Source organism: Kutzneria sp. CA-103260, from assembly GCF_018263855.1.
Classification (GTDB): domain Bacteria; phylum Actinomycetota; class Actinomycetes; order Mycobacteriales; family Pseudonocardiaceae; genus Kutzneria.
In genome coordinates this window covers 3983829-4008439 of the sequence record NZ_CP073318.1, presented here as the reverse complement: position 1 = coordinate 4008439, position 24611 = coordinate 3983829, and the positions used below count along the sequence as shown (strand labels likewise).

Genomic DNA, 24611 nt, shown 5'->3' with positions numbered 1-24611 from the left:
GGGAGCCAGGAGGCGTTAGTTAGTAGCTGCTAGCAGGTTACTGACGGAGGCGGGCCCGACCCAGGCGCATCACTCGATCAGCGCAACGGAACGGACTAGGGCTTCTGACCGAGGTAGTGGTCAGCGATCTCGTCGCTGGTGGTGAGCCAGGCGTCGGGCTGGGCGGCCAGGAACTCCAGCGCCTGGTCGAGGTACCTGGCCCGGAAGGCCTGGCCGATCACGAAGGGGTGCAGGGCCAGCGCCAGCACCCGGCCGCTGTGCCGGGAGTCGGCGAGTAGTTGTTCATACTGGTCCCGCACCATCTGCACGAACTCCGGACCGGTGATACCCCGGGGAAACAGCAGCAGGTCGTTGAGCTCCACGGTGTACGGGACGCTGATCATCCCCGGCACGGTCAGCGGATAGGGCTGGTCGTCGTTGGTCCAGTCCAGCAGGTAGCGGTAACCGAGCTCGGCCAGTAGCTCGGGGGTGTGAGCGGTCTCGGTCAGCCCCGGGCCCATCCAGCCCCGTGGACGCTGCCCGGTGCCGTCGGTGATCGTGTCGGTTATCTCCGCCAGCACACGGCTTTCCTCCTCGCGGGAGAGACCGGTGTGCAGCTCCGAGTTGGTGCGGCCGTGGGCGAGCCAGGCCCAGTTCCGCTCCGTGCCGGCCTTGATGATCTGCGGATAGTGCTGCACGGCCAGGGAATTCACCAGTGCGCTGGCCCGCAGGCCGTGCCGGTCGAGGCTGTCGATCACCCGCCAGATGCCGACCCGCGCGCCGTAGTCACGCCAACCGTGGTTGAGGGCGTCCGGCACCAGATCGGCGGTGCCGGACCAGATGCTGGTGGAGGGCAGCCCGGGCACGAAGTACTCGATGTTGAGGCCGACGTAGACCGCGACCTTCTTGCCGTCGGGCCAGGTGATCGGCGAGCGTTCGGTGATCGGGCTGTAGTCGAAGGGCGTCATGGTTCGACGGTACGATCTGACATCAGTGTCAGGTTCAAGCCGTGGGGGTGCGATGCGCATCGGCGAACTCGCCCGGCGCACCGGGGTCAGCGAACGGTCCCTGCGCTACTACGAGCAGCAGGGCCTGCTCACCGCCGACCGCACGGCCGGCGGCCACCGTGACTATCCGGAGCGGGCGGTGGATCGGGTGATCCGGATCCAGGAGCTGTTCGCCGCCGGCCTGCACAGCAAGAAGATCGCCCGCCTGCTGCCGTGCATGCGCGACTCCGACGGCGGTCCCTCCGAGATCGCCACTCCGCGACTCGCCGCCGAGCTGACCGCCGAACGTGACCGCATCGACCGCATGATCGCCGAGTTGGTCAGCTCCCGCCAGGTGCTGGACGACGTCATCGACGCGGCGTCGGCCGAGACCCCGTCCTGAGCCCTCGGCCACGAGCGTTTGGCCAAGAGCCCCGACGGGCATTGGGAGATGTCCGGTGCGCATCGTCCCCAGTGGACTGTCTCAGTCCCGGGGGGTCAGCTCGGCCAAGTGGCGCAACGAGTTGACGAGATGGTCGGGCCCGAACGGCGGGAACTGGATGCCGCGGTCACGGATGTGCTGCGGCACCCCCGACCAGTCGTAGGTGAGAGTGACCTCGGTCCGTGCCGGATCGAGCGACGCCAGGTCGTAGCGCCAGATCCAGCCGCCGAACTCCAGGCTGCCGTCGGCCAGCTCCTGCCCGGTCCGCCAGGCGATGGTCCGTGGCGGGTCGATGGTCTGGATCTGGTTGACCACCCGGTAGTCGCCGACCGGGCGACTGGGGTGGTACATGTCCATCCGGAAGAGCTGTCCAACCCCGGTCAACGGCGTCCGATCGACGGCCTGCCGCACCCACCCCGTGCCGTCGATCGACGCGTGCGTCGTCGGGTCGGCCAGCACCGCGAACACCCGTTCTGAGGGCACGGCGATCGTCAGGACTGCGTTCACGTTCTCGTCGGCCATGGCCGGCACGCTCCTTCTCGTTCAGGGGCCTTACACAGACACGTCGAACGGGCCGACGCCGTTACGACACAGCCGCCGAACTTTCCGGACGCCGTCGTCCAGCGGCCTGCCTACAGGGCTGCCGCGACCGTGCCGATTCCCAGCCATAGGGATCCCCTATACCGTCCGCTGCAATTTCGTCTTTGCTTCTCGCTCGTCGCTGGCCAATGCTTATTTTGTCAATCAGACGGAAAAGTGAGGCGGCATGACCACAATCGAGAACGCGCGAGAGCTCAAGGGAAAGCGGGCCCTGGTCACGGGTGGTTCTCGCGGAATCGGCGCGGCCATCGTGCGTCAGCTGCTGGACGCGGGCGCCGAGGTGCTCACGACCGCGAGGTCGGTCGGCCCGGTGCCGGAGGGGGCCGCCTTCGTGCAGGCCGACGTGCGGACCCGGGCCGGCGTGGCGGCGATCGCCGAGGCGGCGATGCAGGTGGACATCCTGGTGCACAACGCCGGCGGGGCGCAGCCGTTCGAGGGTACGGCGGCCATCCCGGACGAGGAGTGGCAGGAGGCGTTGGATCTGAACTACCTGTCGTCGGTGCGGCTGGACGCGCTGCTGGCCCCGGGAATGCGTGAACGGGGTGAGGGAGTGATCGTGCACATCTCCTCGGCTGCGGTCCTCACTCCGATGGCGCCGTTCCTGCATTACACGGCGGCGAAGGCGGCGTTGGAGAACTACAGCCGGGGGCTGGCCCTGGAATTGGCCCCATTCGGAATCCGGGTCAACACCGTGTCTCCCGGCCGAGTCACCACCCCCGGCGGCGTGCAGACGCGGGAGCAGTGGGCGCGCGTGGACCCGACGCCGGGCGCGAACGCCACCACGCCGCTGGGGCGCGACGGCCGGCCCGAGGACATCGCCAACGCGGTGGCGTTTCTCGTGTCCGACCGGGCCGGCTGGCTGACCGGGAGCAATCTGATCGTGGACGCCGGCGAGTTCCCCCGAAGCTGACGTCAGGACGCCGGTGAGAAGGCCCTGTTCCAGCTCTCCTCGCGCAGGAGTTCGAGCAGGGCCGTCTCGGCCGGCCCCGGGTCGCGCCGGAGCACGGCGACGACGGGCTGGGACACGGCCGGGGACACCGGGCGCACGAGGTGCTCGTAGCCGTCGGGCACCACGGAAGCCGGCACGAGCGTCACCCCCAGCCCGTCGGCGGCCCAACGCACGGCCGTCGCCGTCTGGGACACGCGGGCGGCTGTGGCCGGGGCCAACTCGTTGCCCTGCAACACTTCCAGGAGCACGGCGTCGAGCGCGCTGTCACGGTCGAACCGCACCCACGGCTCCCGTTCCAGCTCCCGCAGCTCGACCCGGTCCGCGGCCAGCAGCCGGTGCCCCGCACCCAGCACCACGACGAACTCCTCGGCACCGAGGTGGTGGGCGTGCTCCGGGGTCCGCTTGCACGTCGGCATCAGCGCAAGATCCAGCACGCCTCGGCGACACAGCCGCTCCAACTCGGCGGAACTCGGCTCCTCGGAGACAGTGACCTCCAGCCGCGGGAAACGCCTACGCAGCGCGCCCAACGAGCCCGGCAGCTGCCGCGTGCCGAAGCCCATCTGCACGGCGACCGTCAGCTCGCCCACCAACTCGTCGACGCCGGCCCGCGCCGTCGCCCACGCCCGCCGCGACGCCTTCACCGCGACCTCCGCCTCCCGCAGGAAGGCGCGGCCGACCACGGTCGGCACCAGCCCGGTCGGCGTGCGGGCGAACAGCGTCACCCCGAGCTCCCGCTCCAGGCTGCGGATCTGCTGCGACATCGACGGTTGAGCGACGTGCAGCCGTTCCGCCGCCGCTGTCACGGAGCCCTCCTCGGCGACGGCCAGGGCGTACTCGTACTGGCGAAGGCTCATCGGCTCCCTATCCGAGACCGTGCACGGTTCTCACGAGGCTAACCGAACGCGACCGCCTGGGGTGCGGTGAGGAAGCGACCGTGAGCGGCTGAGCCGGGACGGGGCGTCGTTGCCGGAGGGGGTCGTGATGGTCGACCCGTACGCCGGGGACAACCTGTCGCCGCGGATGGCCGAGTTCATTCGGTTGCAGTACCAGGAATTCCTCGGGATCGAGAACTACTCGTTCGAGAAGATCACCGCGTCGGCGTTGTACACCGAGATGTACCTCGACACGTGGCGGCCGCAGGCGCTTGGCGTGCCGGCGTTGCTGGTCAAGGCGACGGAGCCGCCACGGACGCCGGCTGGGGAGGAGCCGTTGCGGGACGAGGAGTGGCGGCGGGACTGGCCGTTCACGATTGACGAGGTGACGGTGCCGGGGGATCACTTCACGATCATGAACCGGTACTCGGAGGAGGTTGCTCGGGTGATTGTGGGGTGGTGGGAGGGGATGCGGTGAGTATGTGGGGCGTGTGCCCGCGCCGCGCAGTTGTCGTGGATATGGTGTGAGGGTTTTGGGTGGGGATTTTGGGTGGCTCCGGGTGGATTTTGCGCGGAGCCTCTGGGCGATGGCGTATCGAGGCGTCATCGGGCAGGCTCCGCCTGCCTCGATTCGCGGATCAGCGTATGCCATCGCCCCCCTCCGCGCAAAATCCACCCTCCGATTCGAGTTCTTGTGGGTTCTTGAGTGGGCTGGGCTGGTTTCGCTGTGGAGTGGTCAAAGAACAGGTGGGGCGGGTGGTCAGTATTGGTGGGGGTGGGTGGTGTAGTGGCGGCCCAGTGGGGTGATCCAATGGAGGGTGTTGTCGGAATCCAGGGTGACTGTGTGGTTGCCGTGTTTGAGGTGGTGGTGATGGGCGCAGTAGCCCTTGAGTTGGGTGGCGTTGGTGTCGCCTTGTGGCCAGGGGGTGGTGTGGTCGAGTTCTTGGATGGGGGTGGTGCAGCCGGGGGCGGAGCAGACTCCACCTGCGTTGAGTTCGGCGAATTCCTTGATGCGGGTGGTGGGGCGGTAGGTGTCGGTGCTCAGTTCGGAGGCCCGGCGGTACTGGTCGAGGAGCAGGCCGCGCCAGGGGGCGTGCATGGCCAGTTCGCGGGCGGAGTCGGCGGCGATCGGGCCGTAGCCGTCCAGGAGACCGGGGTCCTCGGTCAGGCCCATCAAGGTTTCCAGCGAGATGGTGACGTGCACCTTGACCTTGCGGTCCACGCCGTAGCCCAGGAAGCGGTCCAGGAAGGCATCCGCTCGCTTCTGGTCGGTGGTGCGGTCGTCCTTGACCAGGGCCCGGGCATCCTGAGTCAGGAGGTCGTAGGCCTGGCGGGCGTCGATGGCCGGCAGGATGATGCTGAGCTGGGTCATACCATCGGGCAGCGGAGTGAACTCCACCCGCCGGTCCTCGCGGGCCTTCAGGCGGCGCTGGTCGTAGCCGAGAGGGTCGGCTTCGGCGACGGCTTTGGTGGTGCGGCGGGCCAACTGGGTTCGGGTCAAGCCTGGGGCGAGATCGACCAGGGCATCCTCAACCTGAGCGACCAGTTCGGGCTTGGCCAGGTGGACCACTCGATCGTCCACGGTCTCCATTCGCCGCAGGTCGATCTCGCCGCGTCGCAGCAGCTCCGCCATCCGAGGTAGCCGGTCGAGCATTGCGCTGCGGTGCTTCTGGTGCACCACCGACTGTTCCGGCTCGTGAATGGCCATGGCGATCTCGGCGGTGTCCTCGACCTCACGCAAGAGGCTGAGCCGGACGTGGTGCAGAGACGCGATAGCCCGGTGAGCCAGGACGAGCGCGGTGAGCTTCTGCTCCTCGGTGAGGGCAGCGGCATCCGCACCCAGAAGCAGATCCACAATGGCCCCCGAGGGCTCCATGGATTCGAGCTCCTGGGTGAGTTCTTTCATGCCTCCAGAATACGCCTATCAAAGACCAAACTCGAATCACTAACGGGTGAATCCGAGTTTCATCCATAATCGCACAACCGGTCGCCAAGTCCGATCTTGTAAAGCCAAAAGTCCTTCACTCTCAGCTTGAGGGTGGATTTTGCGTGGAGGGGGGCGATGGCATAAGCTGTCGGCGATCGAGGCAGGCGCAGCCTGCCCGCTTCTTTGTCTCGATGCCATCGCCCAGAGGCTCCACGCAAAATCCACCCGGGATCAACCCAGAAATCCCTGAAAATCCTCCGTGGAACCATCTCGCCCAATCACTGTCTTCACGCCAAGCCGCCGTCGACTTTCCCTATTTGAGCCGCTGGGCCGGCGGCGTCGCGAAGGCCGCCCCTCAGGCCGCCCCACAGACCGGACCCGGCGGACGTGCCACCCCTGGGTGGACAAGCGCCGGACAAAACCCCTTCACGTGCCCCCGCACCGTAGACGGACCACTGCCACGTCCTCTATAAAACGTTCTAGTACTCGCGACAGGCGGACACGGCACCGTCGCCCCGGTGCCCTTCCCGGACGGTCGCCGAGCGCTGCTGGCCCCTGCCCATCTGACGCCCGAACCCCTGCCCTGGAAGGAAATCCGAGTGCTTCCAGCCCGCAAACCCGCTGCGCGCCATCGCCTCGCGGTCACCGTCTTGGCCGCCACCGGCCTGCTGGGCCTCGCCATCCTCTCCGCCCCGGCGGCTTCCGCCGCTACGGCCGGTGAGATCACGGGCATCGGCGGGAAGTGCATCGACGTCGCCAATGCGCAGACCGTCAACGGCACCGCCGTCCAGCTGCACAGCTGTAACGGTACAGCGGCTCAGTCGTGGACGATCGAGGCCGACAACACTGTCCGGGCGCTGGGCAAGTGTCTGGACGTGACCGGCCAGGGCACCGCGAACGGCACGAAGATCCAGCTCTGGGACTGCAACGGCTCCGGCGCGCAGCAGTGGATCCCGCAGGCCAACGGGCACCTGCGCAACCCACAGTCGGGCCGCGACCTCGACGCCCCCGGCGGCGCCACCGCCGACGGCACCCGGCTCCAGATCTGGGACACCAACACCAACCCGTGGCAGGTCTGGACCCTCCCGTCAGGAACACCGGGATCCTGCACGCCCAGCCTAGGCGAGGGCGAGTACAACACCCCGGTCTCCTTCGCCGGCAAGACGTATCAGGTACTAGTCCATATTCCACATAGGACAAACGCGAAGCTGCCCATGGTGCTGAACCTCCACGGCAGCTCCGGCACCGGCGCGAGCCAACTGAACTACACGGCGATGGCCGCGACCGCCGACGCCGACGGCTTCATCGTCGCCGCGCCCACGGGCGTCGTGCCCAGCGGCAGCGGCTACATCTGGAACGTGCCCTACGTGACGCCGAGCGGCACCCGGGACGACGTCGGCTTCATCCGGCAGGTGATCGACACCCTGACCGCCGGGGCCTGCGTCGATCCGGCGAGGGTGTACGCGACGGGCTACTCCGGCGGCGGCCGGATGACCTCGGCGCTGGGCTGCATGCTGGCCGACAAGATCGCCGCCATCGCGCCGGTCGCCGGGATTCGGGCCGGGCGGCCCGATCCGCAGGACACCAGCCGCCCCGATCCGGCCAGCTGCCAGCCGTCGCGGGCGGTGCCGGTGATCGCCTTCCATGGCCAGCAGGACAACACCAACCCGTATTACGGCGGCGGTGACGGCACGGCCTGGCGGTATTCGGTGCCGGTGGCCCAACAGCGCTGGGCCACCCTCAACAGCTGCACGGCCGGCCCCAACACCAGCCAGGTCACCACACACGTCTCGCTGACGAAGTACACCAACTGCCGCGGCGGCGCCGACGTCCAGCTGTACTCGGTGTCCGACGGCGGCCACACCTGGCCGGGCTCGCCGTACGAGTCGGCCGGCAACGGCACGACCACCCGGGAGGTCAGCGCCAACACCCTGATGTGGCAGTTCTTCCAGCAGCACCCCATGCCGGCGGCCTGACCGTTCGGGACCGCCGGGAACCCCAACCAGAGGAAGTGGTTCGGCATGCGGAGAACACTGGCTGCGGCCACCGGAGCCGCGCTGGCCCTGTCACTGGCCGCATGCGGCGGCAGCGGCGGCGGCTCGTCGCAGGCGGCGCCGTCGCCGACCGACCCGTCGCAGGTCTCCGGCACGATCACCGTGCTCACCAACCGCACCGACCAGGTGCAGGACGGCACCCTGGACGGCTATGCCAAGCGGTTCAACCAGAGCTACCCGCACGTGACGGTGAAGTTCCAGGGCCTCACCGACTACGAGGGCGACGTCAAGATCCGGATGAACAGCGCGAACTACGGCGACGTGCTGTCCATCCCGAACTCGGTGCCGCTCAAGCAGTATCCGACGTTCTTCGCCTCCCTCGGCTCAGCCGCCGACCTGTCCAGGACCTATGACTTCACCGACCACGCCACCGTGAACGGACAGGTCTACGGCATCGCCAACATCGGCACGGCCAACGGCTTCGTCTACAACAAGGCCGTGTGGCGGCAGGCCGGCGTCACCGACTGGCCGACCACGCCGCGCCAGTTCCTGGACGACCTCCAGGCGATCAGGGCGAAAACCGGCGCGACCCCGTACTACACCAACTACCACGACGGCTGGCCGCTGACCAACTGGGGCAACGTCCTCGGTTCCCCCAGCTGCGACCCGGCGGCCAACGACAAGCTGGCCGACACCGACCAGCCCTGGGCGGCCGGCCAGGACCTCAACACCACCGACACGCTGCTGTACGACATCGTGCACGACAAGCTGTCCGAGGCCGATCCCAACACCACCAACTGGGAGAACTCCAAGAACCTGATCGCCACCGGCAAGGTGGCGACGATGTGGCTGGGTTCCTGGGCCGTGGTGCAGATGCGGGCGGCCGCGAAGACCGCCGGCGCCGACCCCGACGACATCGGGTTCATGCCCTTCCCTACCCAGAAGGACGGCCACTTCTGCACCGTGGTCCGCCCGGACTACCAGTACGCGGTCAACATCCACTCGCCGAACAAGGCGGCAGCCCGGGCCTGGTTGGACTGGTACATCACGAAGTCCGGTGACGCCCAGGCGGCGCTGTCGATCTCCTCGGTCAAGGGCACGCCGCTGCCGTCGGAGCTGACCCCGTTCCAGGACAGGGGCGTGAAGTTCGTCCAGCTGACCAACGCCAAGACCTCGCAGGTGGACGAGATCGACAAGGCGTCCGAGATCGGCCTCAACGCCCAGGACTACCCGCAACACATCGTCGACGTGGCCCGCGGGGCCGCCGCCGGCGACCTGACCAGTGTGCTCAACGACCTGAACACCAAGTGGTCCAAGGCCAAGGGCACGGTCGGATGAGCCCACCGCGAACCGCGAGCCGCATCGGTCCCCAGTGGTTCACTCCGTGGCTGTACCTGCTGGTTCCGCTGGCGTTGTTGGTGACCTTCACCTACCTGCCGGTGGCCGACATGATCTCCTACAGCTTCACGGACTGGGACGGCCTCAGCCCGGTCAGCGACTTTGTCGGCCTGGGCAACTACGTCGACCTGTTCACCCGGCCCGAGCTGTTCCAGGTGTTCACGGTCAGCCTGTGCTACCTCGCCGGCTCGGTGGTGCAGATCGGCGTGGCCCTGTACTTCGCCACGGTGCTCAGCTTCAACACCCGGTTCCGCAACCTGTTCAAGGGCATCCTGTTCTTCCCGTACCTGATCAACGGCGTCGCCGTCGGCTTCGTGTTCCTGTACTTCTTCCAGCCCGGCGGCACGCTCGACACCGTGCTGCACTGGTTCGGCGTCGGACCGCAGTTGTGGCTGGGCAACCCGGATCTGGTCAACTGGTCGCTGGCCGGGGTGTCGGTGTGGCGCTTCATGGGCCTGAACATGGTGCTGTTCATCGGAGCCATCCAGTCCATCCCGCCCGACCTGTACGAGGCGTCCGCTTTGGACGGCGCCAGCCGCTGGCAGCAGTTCCGGCACATCATCGCGCCCAGCATCCGGCCGATCATCAGTCTCAGCGCGATCCTGGCGGTCTCCGGCTCGCTGGCGGTGTTCGAGATCCCGTTCATCATGACCGGCGGCTCGAACAACAGCGAGACCTTCGTGATCCAGACCATCAAGCTGGCCTTCAACTTCGACAAGACCGGCCTGGCCTCGGCGGCGGCCGTGGTGCTGTTGTTGATCGTGCTGGCCGTCACCTGGGCGCAGCGCCGGCTGTTCCCGGAGGGGGCGTCGTGACCAAGGCGGCGAAGTACCTGTCCTTGGTGCTGGGTTGCGCGGTGGTCCTGGTGCCGCTGGCGGCGATCCTGCTGACCTCGTTGCGCACCAGCACGGAGATGGCCGGCGCGAGCCCGCTGGCCGCTCCGGACGACTGGTTCAACCTGCACAACTACGTGGTCGCGTTCACCGACGGGCACATGCTGCGGGCGCTGTGGAACACCTCGTTCATCCTGGTGCTCTCGGTGACCGGCACGGTGCTGATCGGATCGATGACCGCCTACGCCGTCGACCGGTTCCAGTTCCGGTTCAAGCGGCTGGTGCTGGGGCTGTTCCTGATCGCCTCGCTGGTGCCGAGCGTGACCACGCAGGTCGCCACCTACCAGATCGTCAACGGCCTCGGCGCGGTGGACACCCGCTGGGCCCCGATCCTGCTCTACCTCGGCACCGACATCGTCTCCATCTACATCTTCCTCCAGTTCGTCCGGTCGATCCCGGTCGCGCTGGACGAGGCGGCCCGGTTGGACGGGGCGAGGTCGTTCACCATCTACTGGCGGATCATCCTGCCGCTGCTGCGGCCGGCCGTCGCCACCGTCGTGATCATCAAGGGGGTCGCGATCTACAACGACTTCTACATCCCGTTCCTCTACCTGCCCGACGACAGCCTCGGCACGATCTCCACGTCGCTGTTCCGGTTCAAGGGGCCGTACGGGGCGCACTGGGAGGTCATCTCGGCCGGCGCCGCGCTGGTGATCATCCCCAGCCTGGTCGTGTTCCTGGCCTTGCAGCGATTCGTCTACAACGGACTGTCGGCCGGCGCCGTCAAGTGAGAGGACAACGATGAAGGTCCACACCCCGCTCGACCGCGACTGGACGCTGCGGCTGGACGGCTCGCGCCATCTGCCGCCGCAGGCCCCGGCGGAGCTGCTGGACGCCGGCATCGCCGCCGACGTGCCGGGCTGCGTGCACACCGATCTCCTGGCGGCCGGGCTCATTCCGGATCCCTTGCTGGACCGCAACGAACTCGCCGTCGCCTGGGTGGGACGCGGTGACTGGCACTACGGCACGCGGCTGCCGGCGGAAAGCCACGGCCATGAGCGGACCGATCTTGTGTTCGACGGCCTGGACACGGTCGCGAGCGTCACCGTCGGTGGCCAGCCGTTGGGCTGGAGCCGGAACATGCACCGGTCCTACCGCTACAACGTCACCGATCTGGTGGGCCAGCCGCTTGACGTCCGGTTCACGTCCGCCTATGTCGAGGCGGACCGCCTGCGCACACTGTTGGGGGACCGCCCGAACTCCTACCCCGAGCCGTTCAACTTCATCCGCAAGATGGCCTGCAACTTCGGCTGGGACTGGGGTCCGACGCTGGTCACCGCCGGTATCTGGCGCGAGGTCCGCCTGGAGCACTGGTCCACCGCCCGGCTGGCCGAGGTGCGGCCCGTCGTGTCGGCGGACGGTCATGTCGCACTGCACCTCAAGGTCGAGCGCGCCGACAGCGGTGCGGAGAGAACCTTGCGAGCGACGGTGATGATCGCGGGGGAGGAGGCGCACGTCGACCTCCCGCAGGGACAGGACTCGGTGCTCCTGGAGATCACCGTTCCCGACGTCGAACTGTGGTGGCCGCGAGGATACGGCGAGCAGGCCCTGTACGACTGCCGGGTGTTGCTGGCGGCCGACGGGCAGACACTGGACCTCTGGACCCGCCGCATCGGGTTCCGCCACATCGAGCTCGACACCAGCGCCGATGAACACGGCAGCGGCTTCACCCTGGTCGTCAACGGCACGCGCGTCTTCGCCCGCGGCGTGAACTGGATCCCGGACGACGTCTTCCCCAGCCGGATCACGGCGTCCCGGTATCGGCGACGTCTGGAGCAGGCTGCGGCGGTTGGAGTCGACCTGATCCGGGTGTGGGGCGGCGGGATCTATGAGGACGAGGACTTCTACACCGCGTGCGACGAGCTGGGACTTATGGTGTGGCAGGACTTTCTGTTCGCCTGCGCCGCCTACCCGGAGGACGAGCCGCTGCGCTCGGAGATCGAGGCCGAGGCGCGGGAGAACGTCGTCCGGCTGATGCCGCACCCGTCACTGGTGCTGTGGAACGGGAACAACGAGAACCTGTGGGGCTTCGTCGACTGGGGCTGGAAGGAGGAGTTGGCCGACGCGGCGTGGGGCGAGGGCTACTACCTGGGCCTGCTGCCCCGTGTTGTCGCCGAGCTCGACCCGAGCCGGCCGTACTGGGCCGGAAGTCCCTGGTCGGGCTCGTGGCGTTGGCATCCGAACGATCCCGACCACGGCACCGCGCACTCCTGGGAGGTGTGGAACCGCCGTGACTACGTCGGCTACCTGGAGGACGTGCCACGGTTCGTGGCCGAGTTCGGCTGGCAGGCCCCGCCGGCCTACGCCACGCTGCGCCGAGCCGTCGGCGACGACCCGCTGCGGCCGGACTCGCCGGGCATGCTGCTGCACCAGAAGGCCGAGGACGGCAACGGCAAGCTGGAGCGGGGCCTGGCGGCGCATTTCCCGCCACCGGAGGACTTCGACACCTGGCACTACCTGACCCAGGTCAACCAGGCCCGGGCCATCGCCACTGGAGTCGAGCACTGGCGTTCGCACTGGCCCCGTTGCGCCGGCACGATCCTCTGGCAGCTCAACGACTGCTGGCCGTCGGTGTCGTGGGCTGCCATCGACGGCGACGGCCGGGAGAAACCGCTGTACCACGAGCTCAAACGCCTGTACGCGGACCGGCTGCTGACCTTCCAGACCCGCGACGACGAACTCGTGCTGGTGGCGGTCAACCAGAGTGCCGCGCCGTGGATCTGCCCGATCGAGCTCCGCCTGGTCGACGCCGACGGCACAGTGTTGGCCCGGGAACACACCACTGCCCAGGTGGCGCCGCGCGGCGTGACCCTGGTCCAGTTGCCGGGACGGATCGACGATCCGCGCCGGCAGTTCTGGGTCGCCGACGGGGACGGGCTGCGAGCCCTGCACTTCGCCGCCACCGACACCGAATTCGACTATCCCAAGCCCGATCTCCGGATCGAACTGTCCACATCGAACTCAGTCACCGTCACCGCGCACACTCTCGTGCGCGACCTGCTGCTCCAGGCCGACCGCCTGGATCCGGGCGCGCACACCGACCTCGGACTGGTCACCCTGCTCCCCGGCGAGCAGGTGACGTTCCAGGTGCACGACTGGCCGAACCCCAACCCCGCCGCCCTCCCGGCCGTGCTTCGTTCTGTCGGATCGAACGCACAGGAAAGGTTCGCATGAAACCACTGAAACTCGGGGCGGCGGCGTTGTTGGCCGTGGCCCTGTCCGCGGCGCCGGCGTTCGCCACCGGACCGTCCACACGGGACAACGTGATCGCCTTCCTGCGCCAGATCACCGGCAACCATACGGTCAGCGGCGTGCACAACAAGGAGCCGCTGAGCAACCCGTCCCAGTACACCGCCCAGGCGCACGCCATCACCGGCAAGTGGCCGGGCCTGTGGGGCGGCGAGCTCGGCTTCACCTCGACGGACATCGCCAACCGGCAGACCATGGTCAGCCAGGCCAGGACCGAGTGGGCCAACGGCTCCCTGGTCAACCTGACCTGGCACATGTGCCGGCCCGACGTGGCCACCTGCCAGTTCGACGGCGGCGTCAACGGCAGCCGGCTGTCCGACTCGGAGTGGAGCCAGCTGATCACCAACGGCACCACCCTGAACAACGACTACAAGGCCAAGCTCGACACCGCGGTGCCGTACTTCCAGCAGCTCAAGGACGCCGGTGTCCCGGTGTTGTTCCGGCCGCTGCACGAGATGAACGAGGGCTGGGCCTGGTGGGGCGGCCGGCCCGGCGCGAACGGCAGCGCCAAGCTGTTCCAGATCACCCACGACTACCTGCTGTCCAAGGGCCTGACCAACATCGTCTGGGTCTGGAACGTCAAGGACACCGACGCCAACAACGGTTCCGCCGGCGCCGCCGGCTTCTACCCGGGCGACAACTACGTCGACGTGGCCAGCCTCGACCCGTGGGACCACGGGTTCCCCACCAGCGACTGGTATCAGGCCATCGTGAACGTCTCCCACGGCAAGCCCGTCTCGCTGGCCGAGGTCGGCACCGTGCCCTCGCCGTCCCAGTTGGCCGCGCAGCCCAACTGGACCTGGTTCATGATCTGGTCCGATTACCTGACCTCAGCCAACAGCCCCGGCGGCCTCCAGGCCACGTTCAGTTCCGCACGGGTGCTCAGCCAGGGCCAGTTCACCATTCCGGCCGGCGGGGGCACGCCCGGCGGCGGGCAGATCACTGGTGTCGGCGGGAAGTGTGTCGATGTGGCCGGTTCCCAGACCGCCAACGGCACCGCGGTGCAGCTCTACACCTGCAACGGCAGCAGCGCGCAGTCCTGGACCGTGCCCGGTGATGGCTCCCTGCGCGCCCTGGGCAAGTGCATGGATGTCACCGGTCAGGGCACGGCCAACGGCACGAAGATCCAGTTGTGGGACTGCAACGGTTCTGGCGCTCAGCAGTGGGTGGCGCAGTCCGACGGCCGCCTGAAGAACCCGCAGTCCGGTCGTGTCCTCGATGTGCCCGGTGGGTCCACAACGGACGGAACCCAGTTGCAAATCTGGGACGCCAACGGCAACGCCTGGCAGCTCTGGCACCTGCCTGCCTGATCACGACAAGAAAGGACTCTCTCATGTCCCTGCCCATGAGGGTTGTGGCGGCGGCGCTGGCCATCGGCACCCTGCTACCCGCCGCGACCGCCGCCGCGGCTCCGCCCGGACCGGCCGGCGTCACCGCGACCGACGAGATCGCCTACCTCAAGAGCCTGACCGGAAACCACGTGCTGTCCGGGCAACAGGGCGGCGCCAACAGCGATCCAGCCCAGTGGGTGCGCAAGGTGCACGACATCACCGGCGACTACCCGGCCATCTGGAACGGCGACTTCGGCTTCAGCCAGAACGACATCGACAACCGGCCGACCGTGATCAACGAGGCCAGGGCGGAGTGGGCCAGCGGCTCGTTGCCCGGCCTGATGATGCACGCCTGCCGGCCCGACGTCGCGACCTGTGACTTCACCGGCGGCTCCAACCCGGTCCAGGGCAGCAAGCTGTCCGACTCCGAATGGAGCCAGCTGATCACCAACGGCACCACCCTGAACAACGACTACAAGCGCAAGCTCGACCAGTTCGTGCCGTACTTCCAGCAGCTCAAGGACGCCGGCATTCCGGTGCTGTTCCGACCCCAGCACGAGATGAACGAGGGCTGGGCCTGGTGGGGCGGCCGACCCGGTGCCAACGGGAGCGCCCGGCTGTTCCAGATCACCCACGACTACCTGACGTCCAAAGGCCTCGACAACATCATCTGGGTGTGGGCGCTCAAGGACGTCTCCGGCGGCGCGGGCAACGCCGCGAGCTACTACCCCGGCAACAGTTACGTCGACGTTGTCGGCCTGGATGTCTGGGTGAACAAGTTCCCGTCCACCGACTGGTACAACGCGATGCAGAACATCGCCGGCAGCAAGCCCATGGCCCTGGCCGAGGTCGGCAGCGTCCCGCAGCCGGCCCAGCTTTCGTCGCAGCCCAAGTGGGTCTACTGGAACGTGTGGGCCGACTATCTGACCAACCCGAGCTACAACTCCACGGCATCGGTCAAGGCCGGCTACTACGACTCACGGGTGCTGACCCGCGGCGGCGTCCACATCCCCACTGGTGGCACGAATCCGCCACCCAGTGGTGGGCCGATCACCGGTGTCGGCGGGAAGTGTGTCGATGTGGCCGGTTCCCAGACGGCCAATGGCACCGCGGTGCAGCTCTACACGTGCAACGGATCCAGTGCCCAAGCCTGGACCGCGCCGGGCGACGGGACGTTGCAGGCTTTCGGTAAGTGCATGGACGTGACCGGTCAGGGCACAGCCAATGGCACGAAGATCCAGCTCTGGGACTGCAACGGTTCTGGCGCTCAGCAGTGGGTGGCCCAGTCCGACGGTCGCCTGATGAACCCGCAGTCCGGCCGGGTGCTCGATGACCCGGGTGGGTCCACAACGGACGGTACCCGGTTGCAGGTCTGGGACGCCAACGGCAACGCCTGGCAGGTCTGGCACCTGCCCGGCTGATGGGCCCGGGGCCGGCCGGGTGTGGCGACGGCCCCGGCGCGGAGCCCGGCGGGTCGGGGTTGCCCTTGCCGGGCAACCCCGACCTCGGACCTGCCCGGTATCGCCTCGGCCACGCCTGGGAGCACCGTCACCTACACCTGGTGAACTCAAACGGTTTAGTATGGGATTCGTGAAGGCGGCAGGCAGCGGACACAAGGTCACCATCAAGGACGTCGCCCAGGCCGCGGGTGTGTCGCCCTCGGCCGTCACCCTGGCCGTGCACGGCAAACCCGGGGTCTCGGCCGCCACGAGGGACCGGATCCTGCGGGTGGCCCGCGAGCTGGGCTGGAGCCCGAACCAGGCGGCCCAGTCGCTGTCCGGCCGGGCCATCCACTCCGTTGGCCTGGCCATCGCGCGGCCGGCCCGGCTGCTCGGCCGGGAGCCGTTCTACATGGAGTTCATCGCCGGCATCGAGAGCGTGCTCAGCGTCAACTCGTGCTCCCTCCTGCTCCGGCTGGTCGAGCCGGAGCAGGAGATCGCCGTGCAACGGGAATGGTGGGGCGCCAACCGGGTCAACGGCAGCATCCTGGTCGACCTGCGGACCGACGACCCCCGCGTGCCGGCCCTGTCCGCGCTCGGCCTGCCCGCTGTCGTGGTCGGCCACCCATCGCTGGCCGGCCCGTTCACGTCGGTGTGGACCGACGACGCGACCGCCATGAACGAGGCCGTCCGTTACCTGGCGGCGATCGGGCATCGGCGCATCGCCAGGGTCAGCGGCCCGGCCGAGTTGGGGCACAGCGCCATTCGCACCGAGGCGTTCGCCAATGCCGCCCGGGACCTGGGTCTGCAAGCCCAGACCATCGTCGCCGACTTCTCCGCCGACCAGGGGGCCCGGGCCTGCCGGTCGCTGCTGCTGGCCGCCGAGCGACCCACCGCCATCGTCTTCGACAACGACATCATGGCGGTCACCGCGCTCGGCGTGGCCGCCGAGTTCGGGCTGTCCGTGCCGGGTGATCTGTCGCTGTTGGCCTGGGACGACTCGGAGCTGTGCCGACTGACCCGACCCACCCTGTCGGCCATGCAGCACGACATCTTCGCGTTCGGCGCGGACGTCGCGCAGACCCTCTTCGACGTCATGAACCACCGGGAGGCCGCCTCGCACGCCGCCCAGGTCCCCGCGCTTGTGCCCCGTGGTTCCACCGCCGCTCCCGGTGTACCAATGGTACAGTGACCTTCGTGGCCGACCTGACCGAGCTCTACCAGGACCTGCACCGCAACCCCGAGCTGTCGCTCCAGGAGTCCCGAACGGCCCGGGTGCTGGCCGAGGAGCTGCGGCCGCTCGGCTTCGAGGTGACCACCGGCGTCGGCGGCCACGGCGTGGTCGGCCTGCTGCGCAACGGGGACGGCCCGGTCGTGATGCTGCGGGCCGACATCGATGCGTTGCCGGTGCAGGAGAAGACCGGCCTGTCGTACGCGAGCACCGCCCGTGGGACCGATCTCGCCGGCAACGACGTGCCGGTGATGCACGCCTGCGGCCACGACATGCACGCCACCTGCCTGGTGGGCGCGGCCGCACAGCTGGCCGACGCCAAGGATGCCTGGTCGGGCACGCTGCTGGTGGTGTTCCAGCCGGCCGAGGAGCTGGCGCGCGGGGCCCGCGCCATGGTCGAGGACGGGCTGTTCGAACGGTTTCCGAAGCCGAATATCGTGCTGGGCCAACACGTCACGTCTCTGCCGGCCGGTGTCATCGGCTACGGCACCGGTCCGATGCTGTCCGCCATGGACGCGGTCCAGGTGACCTTGCACGGTCGCGGCGGCCACGGGTCGATGCCGGAGAAGACCATCGACCCGGTGCTGATGGCGGCCAACGTCGTCACCCGGCTGCAGGGGATCGTCGCCCGCGAGGTCGCGCCGGCCGACACCGCCGCGGTCACGGTCGGCCGCCTGCAGGCGGGAGCCAAGGACAACATCATCCCCGACACCGCCGAGCTCGGGATCAGCATGCGGACCTACTCCGCCGAGACCCGGGATGTCGTGCGCGGCGCGATCGAACGCATCGTCCGCGCCGAGGCCGCCGCCGGCGGGGCCGAGCGCGACCCCGAGTTCGACTGGACTGTGAGCACCCCGGTCCTCGTCAACGACGCCGACGCCACCGAGACCACCATGGCCACCTTCGTCCGGCACTTCGGCGAGCAGCGGGTGACGCGGATGCCCCGCCAGGCCGCCAGCGAGGACGTCGGCGTCTACGGCGAGGTGGCCGGCGTGCCGACCGTGTTCTGGTTCTGGGGCGGCTTCGAGTCGGCCGACTCGTTGCCCAGCAACCACTCCCCGGAGTTCGCCCCGGTCATCGAACCCACCCTCAGCACCGGCGTCGAGGCGCTGGTCCTCGCCGCCCGCACCTGGCTCGATGACCGCGCCTGAGGACCCCACCCCGCGCGACAAGCTCCTGCACGGCGCCCGGCAGCTGCTCGACCAGCGCGGCCGGCTCAGCGACCTCACCCTGCGCAAGCTGGCCGAGGCTCTGGGCACCAGCCACCGCATGCTCATCTACCACTTCGGCTCCCGCGACGGCCTGCTGGCCGCCCTGCTCAGCCAGATCCGCCGCGAGCAGCAGCAACGGCTCCTCTCGCTCAGCACCAAGGCCGCCTACCAGGACGGTCTCCAGTTGCTCGACCAGATGTTCCTGGACCAGGCCGACAGCCCCCACAACGCCGCCTTCTTCTATGTGCTCGGCCTCGCCGTGCAGGACCCCGACACCTACCGGGAATTCCTCGACACCCTCGACGACTGGACCACCGTCTTCACCACCCTCGGCGTCCGCGAAGGCCTCCCCGAACCCGCCGCCCGTGCCCGCGCTCACGCCTTGCTGTGGTCCCTGCGCGGCCTCCTCGTCAAGGCCGTCACCACCGGCGACTCGGCCGCCGCCCGCCAGGAACTCCGCGAGGTCATGGGCCAACTGGGTTACTCCGTCAGGTAGTTAGGCGCGACCCGCCTCGACCGTGTGGCCGGAGTGCCAGGTGGCGTGCAGGCGTGGTGCGAGTTCCACGGCCTGCCGGGTCCCGGCGTGATAGGCCGGCTGCCAGGCCGCCCGCTGGTACAGATCGGATCCGAACGCGGCCACCGCCGACGGATCCGGGTTGATCACAGCCAGGGCATCCGCCGCGACGGCAGCGAGTTCCTGGCGCAGCGGTTCGCGGGGAAACAGATGGGCCAGCGGCTCGATGACGACCAGTGTGCTGGCGCCGGCGGCGAGATCGGCGTTGGTGCCCGACCACAGTCCGCCGTCCATGTAGCGGCGGCCGTTGACGGTGATGGGCGGGGACGCGACGGGGAAAGCCATGCTCGACGCCACGGCGGGCACGAGCGGCACACCGCTGGCGCGGTCCCACGTGTGGCGTTGTCCGGTTTCGGTGTCGACCGTGGTGATCAGCAGACGACGTTCCGGCCACTCCCGCGCGGTGATCAGTGCTTCCACCCGGGCGAGCTGAGCCGGTTCGGCCATTCCGGCGGCCGCGGCGAGGCAGCCGACCTGACGGCGGGCCGTGTTCGGATCCAGGGTGGGATCACCCAACACGGCAAACACCTCGCCGAGGCGGTCCGGGTTCGGCGCAGGCGGGGCGTGCCTGGTGTCGGGCGGTGTGGCGAGCGGGCCCAACTCCTGGCCGGTGGCCAGCATCGCGCCGATGATCGCGCCGGCCGAGGTGCCCACGACCAGGTCGGCCTCGGCGAGATTCACACCGTGGTCACGAAGCCCGGCGACGAGCCCGGCCATCCATGCCGTGCCGACGACTCCGCCGGCGCCCAGCACGACCGCCCGTCCGCCGAGCTCATGAAGATCATCCATGCGGGCCACGCTACGAGTTCGACAAAGGTGGAGGTCAATGGGCCACAGGCGCTCGCGCTGCCGTGGCGATCACCGCCGCTGCCATTCCTCGGCGAGCAGCTCGTAGGACCGGACGCGGTCGGCGTGGTCGTGGGTGATGGTCGTGACGATGAGCTCGTCGGCGTCGGTGGCGTCCCGCAGCTGCTCCAGTCGATCGGCGACTTGTGTTGGCGTGCCGACGAACTGGGTGTCGACGCGGTCGGCGACCAGGTCCCGGTCGGCGTCGCTCCACACGTGCGCGCGGGCCTCGTCCGCCGTGGGGAAGGGAATGGCGTTGAGGCCCGTGCGGATGCTGCGCACCCACAGCCCGTAGCCGGTGGCCAGTTCTCGGGCCGCCGCTTCGGTTTCCGCGACGACGACGTCGGCCGACACGCTCACGTACGGGCGGTCGAGGTCCGCCGACGGCCGGAAGGCCGCGCGGTAGCCGGCGACCGCTTCCAGCACGGTGGCCGGACTGACGTGGTAGTTGGCCGCGAACCGCAGGCCACGGTGGCCGGCGACGGTCGCGCTCTCGCCGCCGCTGCTGCCCAGGATCCACAACTCCAGCGCAGCGCCTTCACCGGGCACGACATGGGCCTCCGCGCCGTCCAACTGGTAGGTGCCGCCGAGCAGAGCGAGGACGTCGTCGACCTGCTCGGTGTAGTCCTGCGGTTCGGCGTTCGGCAGTTGTAACAGGCGGCGCTGGAGCGCGACGCGCGGCGACGCCAGCAGTTGCGCGAACGAGAATCTCGGTGGAATCAGCAGACCGTTGGCCGGCGGCGACGCCGGTTCCAACACCGGCGCCGGGTCGCGTGGCCGGCCGCCGGAGCGGCCGAGGCCGAGATCGAAACGGCCCGGGTGCACGGCGTCGAGCAGTCCGAACTCCTCCACAGTGGACAGTGCGGTGCGATGCCCCATCTGCACCGCGCCGGACCCGAGCCGGATGGTCGACGTCGCGGCGGCGGTCAGCGCCAGCACGACGGCCGGCGACGTGCCGGCGACACCGGGATTGAGATGGTGCTCGGCGAACCAGTAACGCGCGTAACCGAATCGTTCGGCGTGCCGGGCCAGGTCGACGCTGTTGCGCAGCGCCTGGGCGGCGGTGGAGCCGGACGAGATCGGCACGAGGTCGAGCACCGCGAGCGGGGTGGTGGCCATGGGCGCCTCAGTTCCTCTCAGCCGCCGGCCACGGCGGATCCGGGATGTCCTTGCGCAGTAACGGGGCGATGTCCCGCTGGAACAGCTCCAGCGATTCCCGGTGCTGGGCGTCGGTCAGCCCGCCGGCTTCGGCGTGCAGGTGCAGGACGGTGTGGCCGAACTGCTCGTGGTAGCGGTGCACCTTGTCGATGACCTGCTCGGGGCTGCCGATCAGGGCCGAGCTGCGTTCGGCGAAGTCCTCGACCGAGGTGAAGACCGGGGTGAGCCCCAACTTCTGTTGCATGGCGCGGCCGGCCTCGAACACCGGCCGGTAGGTGTCGATCGCGTCCTGGGACTTCGGCGTGGCGTAGTAGCCGGCGGTGCCGGCCCCGACGACCGCGGCCGCCGGGTCGTGCCCGTAGAACTCCCACCGCTGCCGGTAGTGCCGCACCAGCGCGGCGTACGGCTCGATCGGATTGGTCACGTTGGCCGAGAACAGCGGATCACCATAGCGGGCGGCCAGGTCGACCGACTCCCGGCTGGTCGCGCTGCCGTGCCACACCCGGATCGGGCGCTGCAACGGCTCCGGCCACACCTCGGCGTCGACCAGCGGCGGCCGGAACCGGCCGCTCCAGGTGACCCTGTCCTCCCGCCACAGCCGGCGGAACAGCTCGTAGCTCTCGGCGTTGCGGTCCCACTGGTCGTCCTCGGTGACGTGGAACAGCTGCCGCTGCGCCGACCCGTTGCCCTTGCCGATGATCAGCTCCAGCCGGCCGCCGGACAGGTTGTCCAAGGTCGCGTAGTCCTCGTAGGCCCGCACCGGATCGAGCAGGCTCAGCGTCGTCACCGCCGTGAACAACCGGATTCGCGAGGTGAGCGCCGCGATGTGGCTGAGCACCACGGGCGGCGAGGAGGAGATGAACGGCCGCTCGTGCCGCTCGCCGACCCCGAACCCGTCGAAACCCAGCTCCTCGGCCAGCACCGCGTTGTCCAGGACCTCCTGGAAGCGCAGCCGAGTCGGTTTCTGGTCGGGGGCGTGCACGATCAGCGTGATCGCCAGGAACTTCACGACGCCCGCTCCGCCAGGCCGTCCCGGCGCGTCAGCGGAGGCCGCAGGCCGAGATGCTCGCGTAGCGTCGCGCCGCTGTAGGAGGTGCGGTACACGCCGCGTTCCTGGAGCTCGGGCACGAGCAGGTCGACGATGTCGTCGAGGCCGTCGGGAATGATGTACGGGGTGATGTTGAACCCGTGCACCGCGCCATGGCGGGCGAAGCGGGTGAACTTGTCGGCGAGGCCGACGGGAGTGCCGACGTGGCCGCGTTGGGGACCGAGGGCGATGGCGGTCTCGCGCAGGGACCAGCGGTTGGCCTCGGCCTGAGCCCGCCACTGCTCGATGACGGCGCGGGGATCGGCGACGCGGCGGGCCCCGAAGGCGCCGGTGTTCTCGGCGATGACGGGATCTTCCTTGGGCAGCGGGCCATCGGCGTCGCGGTCGGACAGGTCGAAGCCCCATACCAGGCTGGCGATGTTCAGCGCGGTGGCCGGGGTGACCTGCTCCAGCCGGATCCACCGGGCCTTCTCCCGCGCCTCGGCCTCGGTCGCGCCGATGATGATCTCGGTGCCGGGCAGGATGCGCAGGTCGTCCTCGGGCCGGCCAGCCGCGCGCAGCCGCCGCCGGATGTCCTCGGCGAAGGCCAGCGCGTCGTCGAAGTCGTTGCCGTGCGCGGAGAAGATGACGTCGGCGTTGCGGGCGGCGAAGTCGCGGCCGTCCGCCGAGTCGCCGGCCTGGAAGATCACCGGATGGTCCTGCGCGCTGCGGGGGAGCGTCGGCACAACCTCGATGTCGAACTGGCTGCTGCGCTGCCGCACCGGCGTGGCGATCGTGTCGTCGGTCCAGCCGTCCCAGATCGCCCGCGCGGCGGCGAGGAACTCCTCGGCGCGGCGGTACCGGTCGGCGTGGTCGAGATAGCCGCCGCGGCGGAAGTTCGCGCCGGTCCACGCGTTGTCCGTGGTCACGACGTTCCAGCCGGCCCGGCCCTCCGACAAGAGGTCCAGGCCGGACAGCCGCCGGGCCAGGTCGGCCGGCTCGTTGAAGGTGGTGTTGGAGGTGCTGACCAGCCCGATCCGGTCGGTCACGGCGGCCAGCGCGGCCAGCTGGGTGATCGCGTCCGGGCGGCCGGCGACGTCCAGGTCGTGGATGCGGCCGTCGACCTCGCGCAGCCGCAGGCCCTCACCGAGGAAAAACGCGTCGAACAGGCCGCGCTCGGCGGTCTGGGCCACCCGGCGGAACGAGGCCGGGTCGATCTGCGAGCCGCTGTCCGGGGCCGACCAGATGGTCCAGTGGTTGACACCCTGGAAGAACACGCCGAAGTGCAGCGTGGCGTCGGGGTAGGGCACGTCCTCGTCGGTCATCGGGCAGTCTCCTGGAAGCGGCTGGCCGGCCGGGCCAGCCCGAGGGTGGTGCGCAGCGAGGCGCCGGGAACGGGCCGTGCGGCGATCCGGCTGCGCAGCAGGGCCGGCACGACCAGGCGGGACAGCACGGCGAGGTCTTCGTCCAGCACCAACGGGTGCAGCCGCGCGCCGTCGACGGCGCCGGCCAGGTCGGTGAGCAGCTTGATCAGGCCGTCGGCCGGCCCGGTGTAGCGGAGCCGGCCGCGGTCCGGCCACGGCCCGAGGTCGGCGATCCGCTGGGCTGCCGTCGCCGAACCGGTGTCCAGGGCGACCTCGATCTCCGTGAACGTCAGGGGAGTGGCGGCGCGGGCAGTGGCGTTGGTGAGGGTCACGTCGACGAGATCAGCCGGCAGCAGTCCCTCCGGGGCGAACACCACGAGCTGGCCCTGCGGCGGGCGAGGCACGATCGCCGGCCCCTTCACGGCGAACGTCTCGCCGGTGAAGTCGATGTAGTGCAGGCGATCGCGGTCCAGGTAGCGGCTGGTGGCGACGTCGCGGATGACCGCGTCGTCCTCCCACGAGTCCCACAGGTCACGGACCACGCGGGTCGAGTCGCGGGCCTCACGGGCGCGGTCCTCGACCAGTGGCCGGCCCCAGGCCCGGGCCGCCGCCGCGCCCGCGCTCTGGCTGACCGCCCAGCCCGCGCGCCCGGTCGAGATGTGGTCGATCGAAGCCAGCTGCGAGGACACGTGGAACGGCTCGGTGTAGGTCGTCGACACGGTCGGCGCGACGCCGAGCGTGCTGGTCGCGGCGGCGATGAACGCGGCCCGCTCCACCGCGCCGATCCGGCCGGCCGGATTCGGGCCGTCGCCGGGCGGCAGCAGGTCATCGTCCACAGTGGCCAGTGTGAAGCCGGCGTTCTCCGCGATGGTGGCGACCGAGCGCACCCGCCGCGGAGTCAGCAGTTGGTCGGGCGCGTGGGCGGCACGACGCCACGCCGCCGGATGTGCGCCGTCCCCGTCGACCTCGATGGCCAGGTACAGGCCGGAATTCGACATGGGCCAACCGTATGCCGCGGAAAATTTCTCGGCTCGGACGTCCACACCGTGGAACACGTTGACGGTTGACCGGTGGCGCGGCCCATGATGACGCGGTGACCCGTTCGAGCGAGGCGCAGACAATCGTTGCGCGGCAAGAAGAA

At 69.2% G+C, this 24611-nt stretch carries 22 protein-coding genes; 13 read left to right on the top strand and 9 right to left on the bottom strand.

The window, feature by feature from the left end; genetic code table 11:
• Positions 1-95 precede the first annotated feature (95 nt).
• Positions 96-947 carry a polysaccharide deacetylase family protein gene (locus JJ691_RS17145; protein ID WP_211769752.1) on the bottom strand — a complete coding sequence of 284 codons (852 nt, stop codon included), beginning with the start codon at positions 945-947 and terminating at the stop codon, positions 96-98.
• Between the two features lie 52 nt (positions 948-999).
• On the opposite strand from JJ691_RS17145, the gene JJ691_RS17140 reads away from it, so the two are divergent.
• Complete coding sequence (locus tag JJ691_RS17140; protein WP_211769751.1) at positions 1000-1368, top strand: MerR family transcriptional regulator; 369 nt, start codon at positions 1000-1002, stop codon at positions 1366-1368.
• An 81-nt stretch (positions 1369-1449) separates the two neighbouring features.
• On the opposite strand, the gene JJ691_RS17135 is transcribed toward JJ691_RS17140, so the two are convergent.
• The gene (locus JJ691_RS17135; protein ID WP_211769750.1) at positions 1450-1929 is read right to left on the bottom strand and encodes an SRPBCC family protein; all 480 of its coding nucleotides are present in this window, start codon (positions 1927-1929) and stop codon (positions 1450-1452) included.
• A 244-nt stretch (positions 1930-2173) separates the two neighbouring features.
• Between JJ691_RS17135 and JJ691_RS17130 the strand changes: the two genes are divergently transcribed.
• Positions 2174-2917, top strand: coding sequence for an oxidoreductase (locus JJ691_RS17130; RefSeq protein ID WP_211769749.1), 744 nt, complete (start codon positions 2174-2176; stop codon positions 2915-2917).
• Between the two features lie 2 nt (positions 2918-2919).
• Here the strand turns inward: JJ691_RS17130 and JJ691_RS17125 are convergent, their stop codons facing one another.
• Positions 2920-3810: a LysR family transcriptional regulator gene (locus tag JJ691_RS17125; protein ID WP_211769748.1), complete on the bottom strand. Its 891-nt coding sequence runs from the start codon at positions 3808-3810 to the stop codon at positions 2920-2922.
• Positions 3811-3937: 127 nt separating this feature from the next.
• On the opposite strand from JJ691_RS17125, the gene JJ691_RS17120 reads away from it, so the two are divergent.
• Positions 3938-4306, top strand: a complete 369-nt coding sequence (locus JJ691_RS17120; protein ID WP_211769747.1) for a hypothetical protein — start codon at positions 3938-3940, stop codon at positions 4304-4306.
• Positions 4307-4588: 282 nt separating this feature from the next.
• On the opposite strand, the gene JJ691_RS17115 is transcribed toward JJ691_RS17120, so the two are convergent.
• Positions 4589-5734, bottom strand: a complete 1146-nt coding sequence (locus tag JJ691_RS17115) for a DUF222 domain-containing protein (RefSeq protein WP_211769746.1) — start codon at positions 5732-5734, stop codon at positions 4589-4591.
• Positions 5735-6273: 539 nt separating this feature from the next.
• Here JJ691_RS17115 and JJ691_RS17110 point away from each other — a divergent pair.
• From JJ691_RS17110 to JJ691_RS17065, 10 genes are all read left to right on the top strand, one after another.
• Positions 6274-7731: an extracellular catalytic domain type 1 short-chain-length polyhydroxyalkanoate depolymerase gene (locus tag JJ691_RS17110; protein WP_211769745.1), complete on the top strand. Its 1458-nt coding sequence runs from the start codon at positions 6274-6276 to the stop codon at positions 7729-7731.
• A 45-nt stretch (positions 7732-7776) separates the two neighbouring features.
• Entirely contained in the window at positions 7777-9087 is a 1311-nt protein-coding gene (locus JJ691_RS17105; protein WP_211769744.1) for an ABC transporter substrate-binding protein, read from the top strand.
• Positions 9084-9962, top strand: a complete 879-nt coding sequence (locus JJ691_RS17100; RefSeq protein WP_211769743.1) for a carbohydrate ABC transporter permease — start codon at positions 9084-9086, stop codon at positions 9960-9962. Before JJ691_RS17105 ends, JJ691_RS17100 begins: the two co-directional genes overlap by 4 nt.
• Entirely contained in the window at positions 9959-10771 is an 813-nt protein-coding gene (locus JJ691_RS17095; RefSeq protein ID WP_211769742.1) for a carbohydrate ABC transporter permease, read from the top strand. The genes JJ691_RS17100 and JJ691_RS17095 overlap by 4 nt, the downstream gene beginning before the upstream one ends.
• 10 nt (positions 10772-10781) lie before the next feature.
• Positions 10782-13214, top strand: coding sequence for a glycoside hydrolase family 2 protein (locus JJ691_RS17090; protein ID WP_211769741.1), 2433 nt, complete (start codon positions 10782-10784; stop codon positions 13212-13214).
• Positions 13211-14599 carry a glycosyl hydrolase gene (locus JJ691_RS52360; protein WP_249227989.1) on the top strand — a complete coding sequence of 463 codons (1389 nt, stop codon included), beginning with the start codon at positions 13211-13213 and terminating at the stop codon, positions 14597-14599. The genes JJ691_RS17090 and JJ691_RS52360 overlap by 4 nt, the downstream gene beginning before the upstream one ends.
• A 23-nt stretch (positions 14600-14622) precedes the next feature.
• Positions 14623-16041 (top strand): glycosyl hydrolase, encoded by a 1419-nt coding sequence (locus tag JJ691_RS52355; RefSeq protein WP_249227988.1) that lies wholly within the window; start codon positions 14623-14625, stop codon positions 16039-16041.
• A 169-nt stretch (positions 16042-16210) separates the two neighbouring features.
• Positions 16211-17251, top strand: coding sequence for a LacI family DNA-binding transcriptional regulator (locus JJ691_RS17075; protein WP_211769740.1), 1041 nt, complete (start codon positions 16211-16213; stop codon positions 17249-17251).
• A gap of 5 nt (positions 17252-17256) precedes the next feature.
• Complete coding sequence (locus tag JJ691_RS17070; RefSeq protein WP_249227987.1) at positions 17257-18441, top strand: amidohydrolase; 1185 nt, start codon at positions 17257-17259, stop codon at positions 18439-18441.
• Positions 18428-18997 carry a TetR/AcrR family transcriptional regulator gene (locus JJ691_RS17065; protein ID WP_211769738.1) on the top strand — a complete coding sequence of 190 codons (570 nt, stop codon included), beginning with the start codon at positions 18428-18430 and terminating at the stop codon, positions 18995-18997. Before JJ691_RS17070 ends, JJ691_RS17065 begins: the two co-directional genes overlap by 14 nt.
• On the opposite strand, the gene JJ691_RS17060 is transcribed toward JJ691_RS17065, so the two are convergent.
• From JJ691_RS17060 to JJ691_RS17040, 5 genes are all read right to left on the bottom strand, one after another.
• Positions 18998-19864 (bottom strand): patatin-like phospholipase family protein, encoded by an 867-nt coding sequence (locus JJ691_RS17060; RefSeq protein WP_211769737.1) that lies wholly within the window; start codon positions 19862-19864, stop codon positions 18998-19000.
• Positions 19865-19933: 69 nt separating this feature from the next.
• Positions 19934-21040 (bottom strand): LLM class flavin-dependent oxidoreductase, encoded by a 1107-nt coding sequence (locus tag JJ691_RS17055; protein ID WP_211769736.1) that lies wholly within the window; start codon positions 21038-21040, stop codon positions 19934-19936.
• Between the two features lie 7 nt (positions 21041-21047).
• Positions 21048-22088, bottom strand: a complete 1041-nt coding sequence (locus JJ691_RS17050; RefSeq protein WP_211769735.1) for an LLM class flavin-dependent oxidoreductase — start codon at positions 22086-22088, stop codon at positions 21048-21050.
• Entirely contained in the window at positions 22085-23431 is a 1347-nt protein-coding gene (locus JJ691_RS17045; protein ID WP_211769734.1) for an NtaA/DmoA family FMN-dependent monooxygenase, read from the bottom strand. The genes JJ691_RS17050 and JJ691_RS17045 overlap by 4 nt, the downstream gene beginning before the upstream one ends.
• Complete coding sequence (locus JJ691_RS17040) at positions 23428-24468, bottom strand: LLM class flavin-dependent oxidoreductase (RefSeq protein WP_211769733.1); 1041 nt, start codon at positions 24466-24468, stop codon at positions 23428-23430. Before JJ691_RS17040 ends, JJ691_RS17045 begins: the two co-directional genes overlap by 4 nt.
• Positions 24469-24611: the final 143 nt, after the last annotated feature.

Coding starts and splice junctions, on each gene's coding strand:
- JJ691_RS52355 (WP_249227988.1), top strand. CDS start 14,623: ATGTCCCTGCCCATGAGGGTTGTGGCGGCGGCGCTGGCCATCGGCACC.
- JJ691_RS17130 (WP_211769749.1), top strand. CDS start 2,174: ATGACCACAATCGAGAACGCGCGAGAGCTCAAGGGAAAGCGGGCCCTG.
- JJ691_RS17040 (WP_211769733.1), bottom strand. CDS start 24,468: ATGTCGAATTCCGGCCTGTACCTGGCCATCGAGGTCGACGGGGACGGC.
- JJ691_RS17045 (WP_211769734.1), bottom strand. CDS start 23,431: ATGACCGACGAGGACGTGCCCTACCCCGACGCCACGCTGCACTTCGGC.
- JJ691_RS17090 (WP_211769741.1), top strand. CDS start 10,782: ATGAAGGTCCACACCCCGCTCGACCGCGACTGGACGCTGCGGCTGGAC.
- JJ691_RS17125 (WP_211769748.1), bottom strand. CDS start 3,810: ATGAGCCTTCGCCAGTACGAGTACGCCCTGGCCGTCGCCGAGGAGGGC.
- JJ691_RS17140 (WP_211769751.1), top strand. CDS start 1,000: ATGCGCATCGGCGAACTCGCCCGGCGCACCGGGGTCAGCGAACGGTCC.
- JJ691_RS17105 (WP_211769744.1), top strand. CDS start 7,777: ATGCGGAGAACACTGGCTGCGGCCACCGGAGCCGCGCTGGCCCTGTCA.
- JJ691_RS52360 (WP_249227989.1), top strand. CDS start 13,211: ATGAAACCACTGAAACTCGGGGCGGCGGCGTTGTTGGCCGTGGCCCTG.
- JJ691_RS17055 (WP_211769736.1), bottom strand. CDS start 21,040: ATGGCCACCACCCCGCTCGCGGTGCTCGACCTCGTGCCGATCTCGTCC.
- JJ691_RS17065 (WP_211769738.1), top strand. CDS start 18,428: ATGACCGCGCCTGAGGACCCCACCCCGCGCGACAAGCTCCTGCACGGC.
- JJ691_RS17115 (WP_211769746.1), bottom strand. CDS start 5,734: ATGAAAGAACTCACCCAGGAGCTCGAATCCATGGAGCCCTCGGGGGCC.
- JJ691_RS17060 (WP_211769737.1), bottom strand. CDS start 19,864: ATGGATGATCTTCATGAGCTCGGCGGACGGGCGGTCGTGCTGGGCGCC.
- JJ691_RS17120 (WP_211769747.1), top strand. CDS start 3,938: ATGGTCGACCCGTACGCCGGGGACAACCTGTCGCCGCGGATGGCCGAG.
- JJ691_RS17100 (WP_211769743.1), top strand. CDS start 9,084: ATGAGCCCACCGCGAACCGCGAGCCGCATCGGTCCCCAGTGGTTCACT.
- JJ691_RS17145 (WP_211769752.1), bottom strand. CDS start 947: ATGACGCCCTTCGACTACAGCCCGATCACCGAACGCTCGCCGATCACC.
- JJ691_RS17135 (WP_211769750.1), bottom strand. CDS start 1,929: ATGGCCGACGAGAACGTGAACGCAGTCCTGACGATCGCCGTGCCCTCA.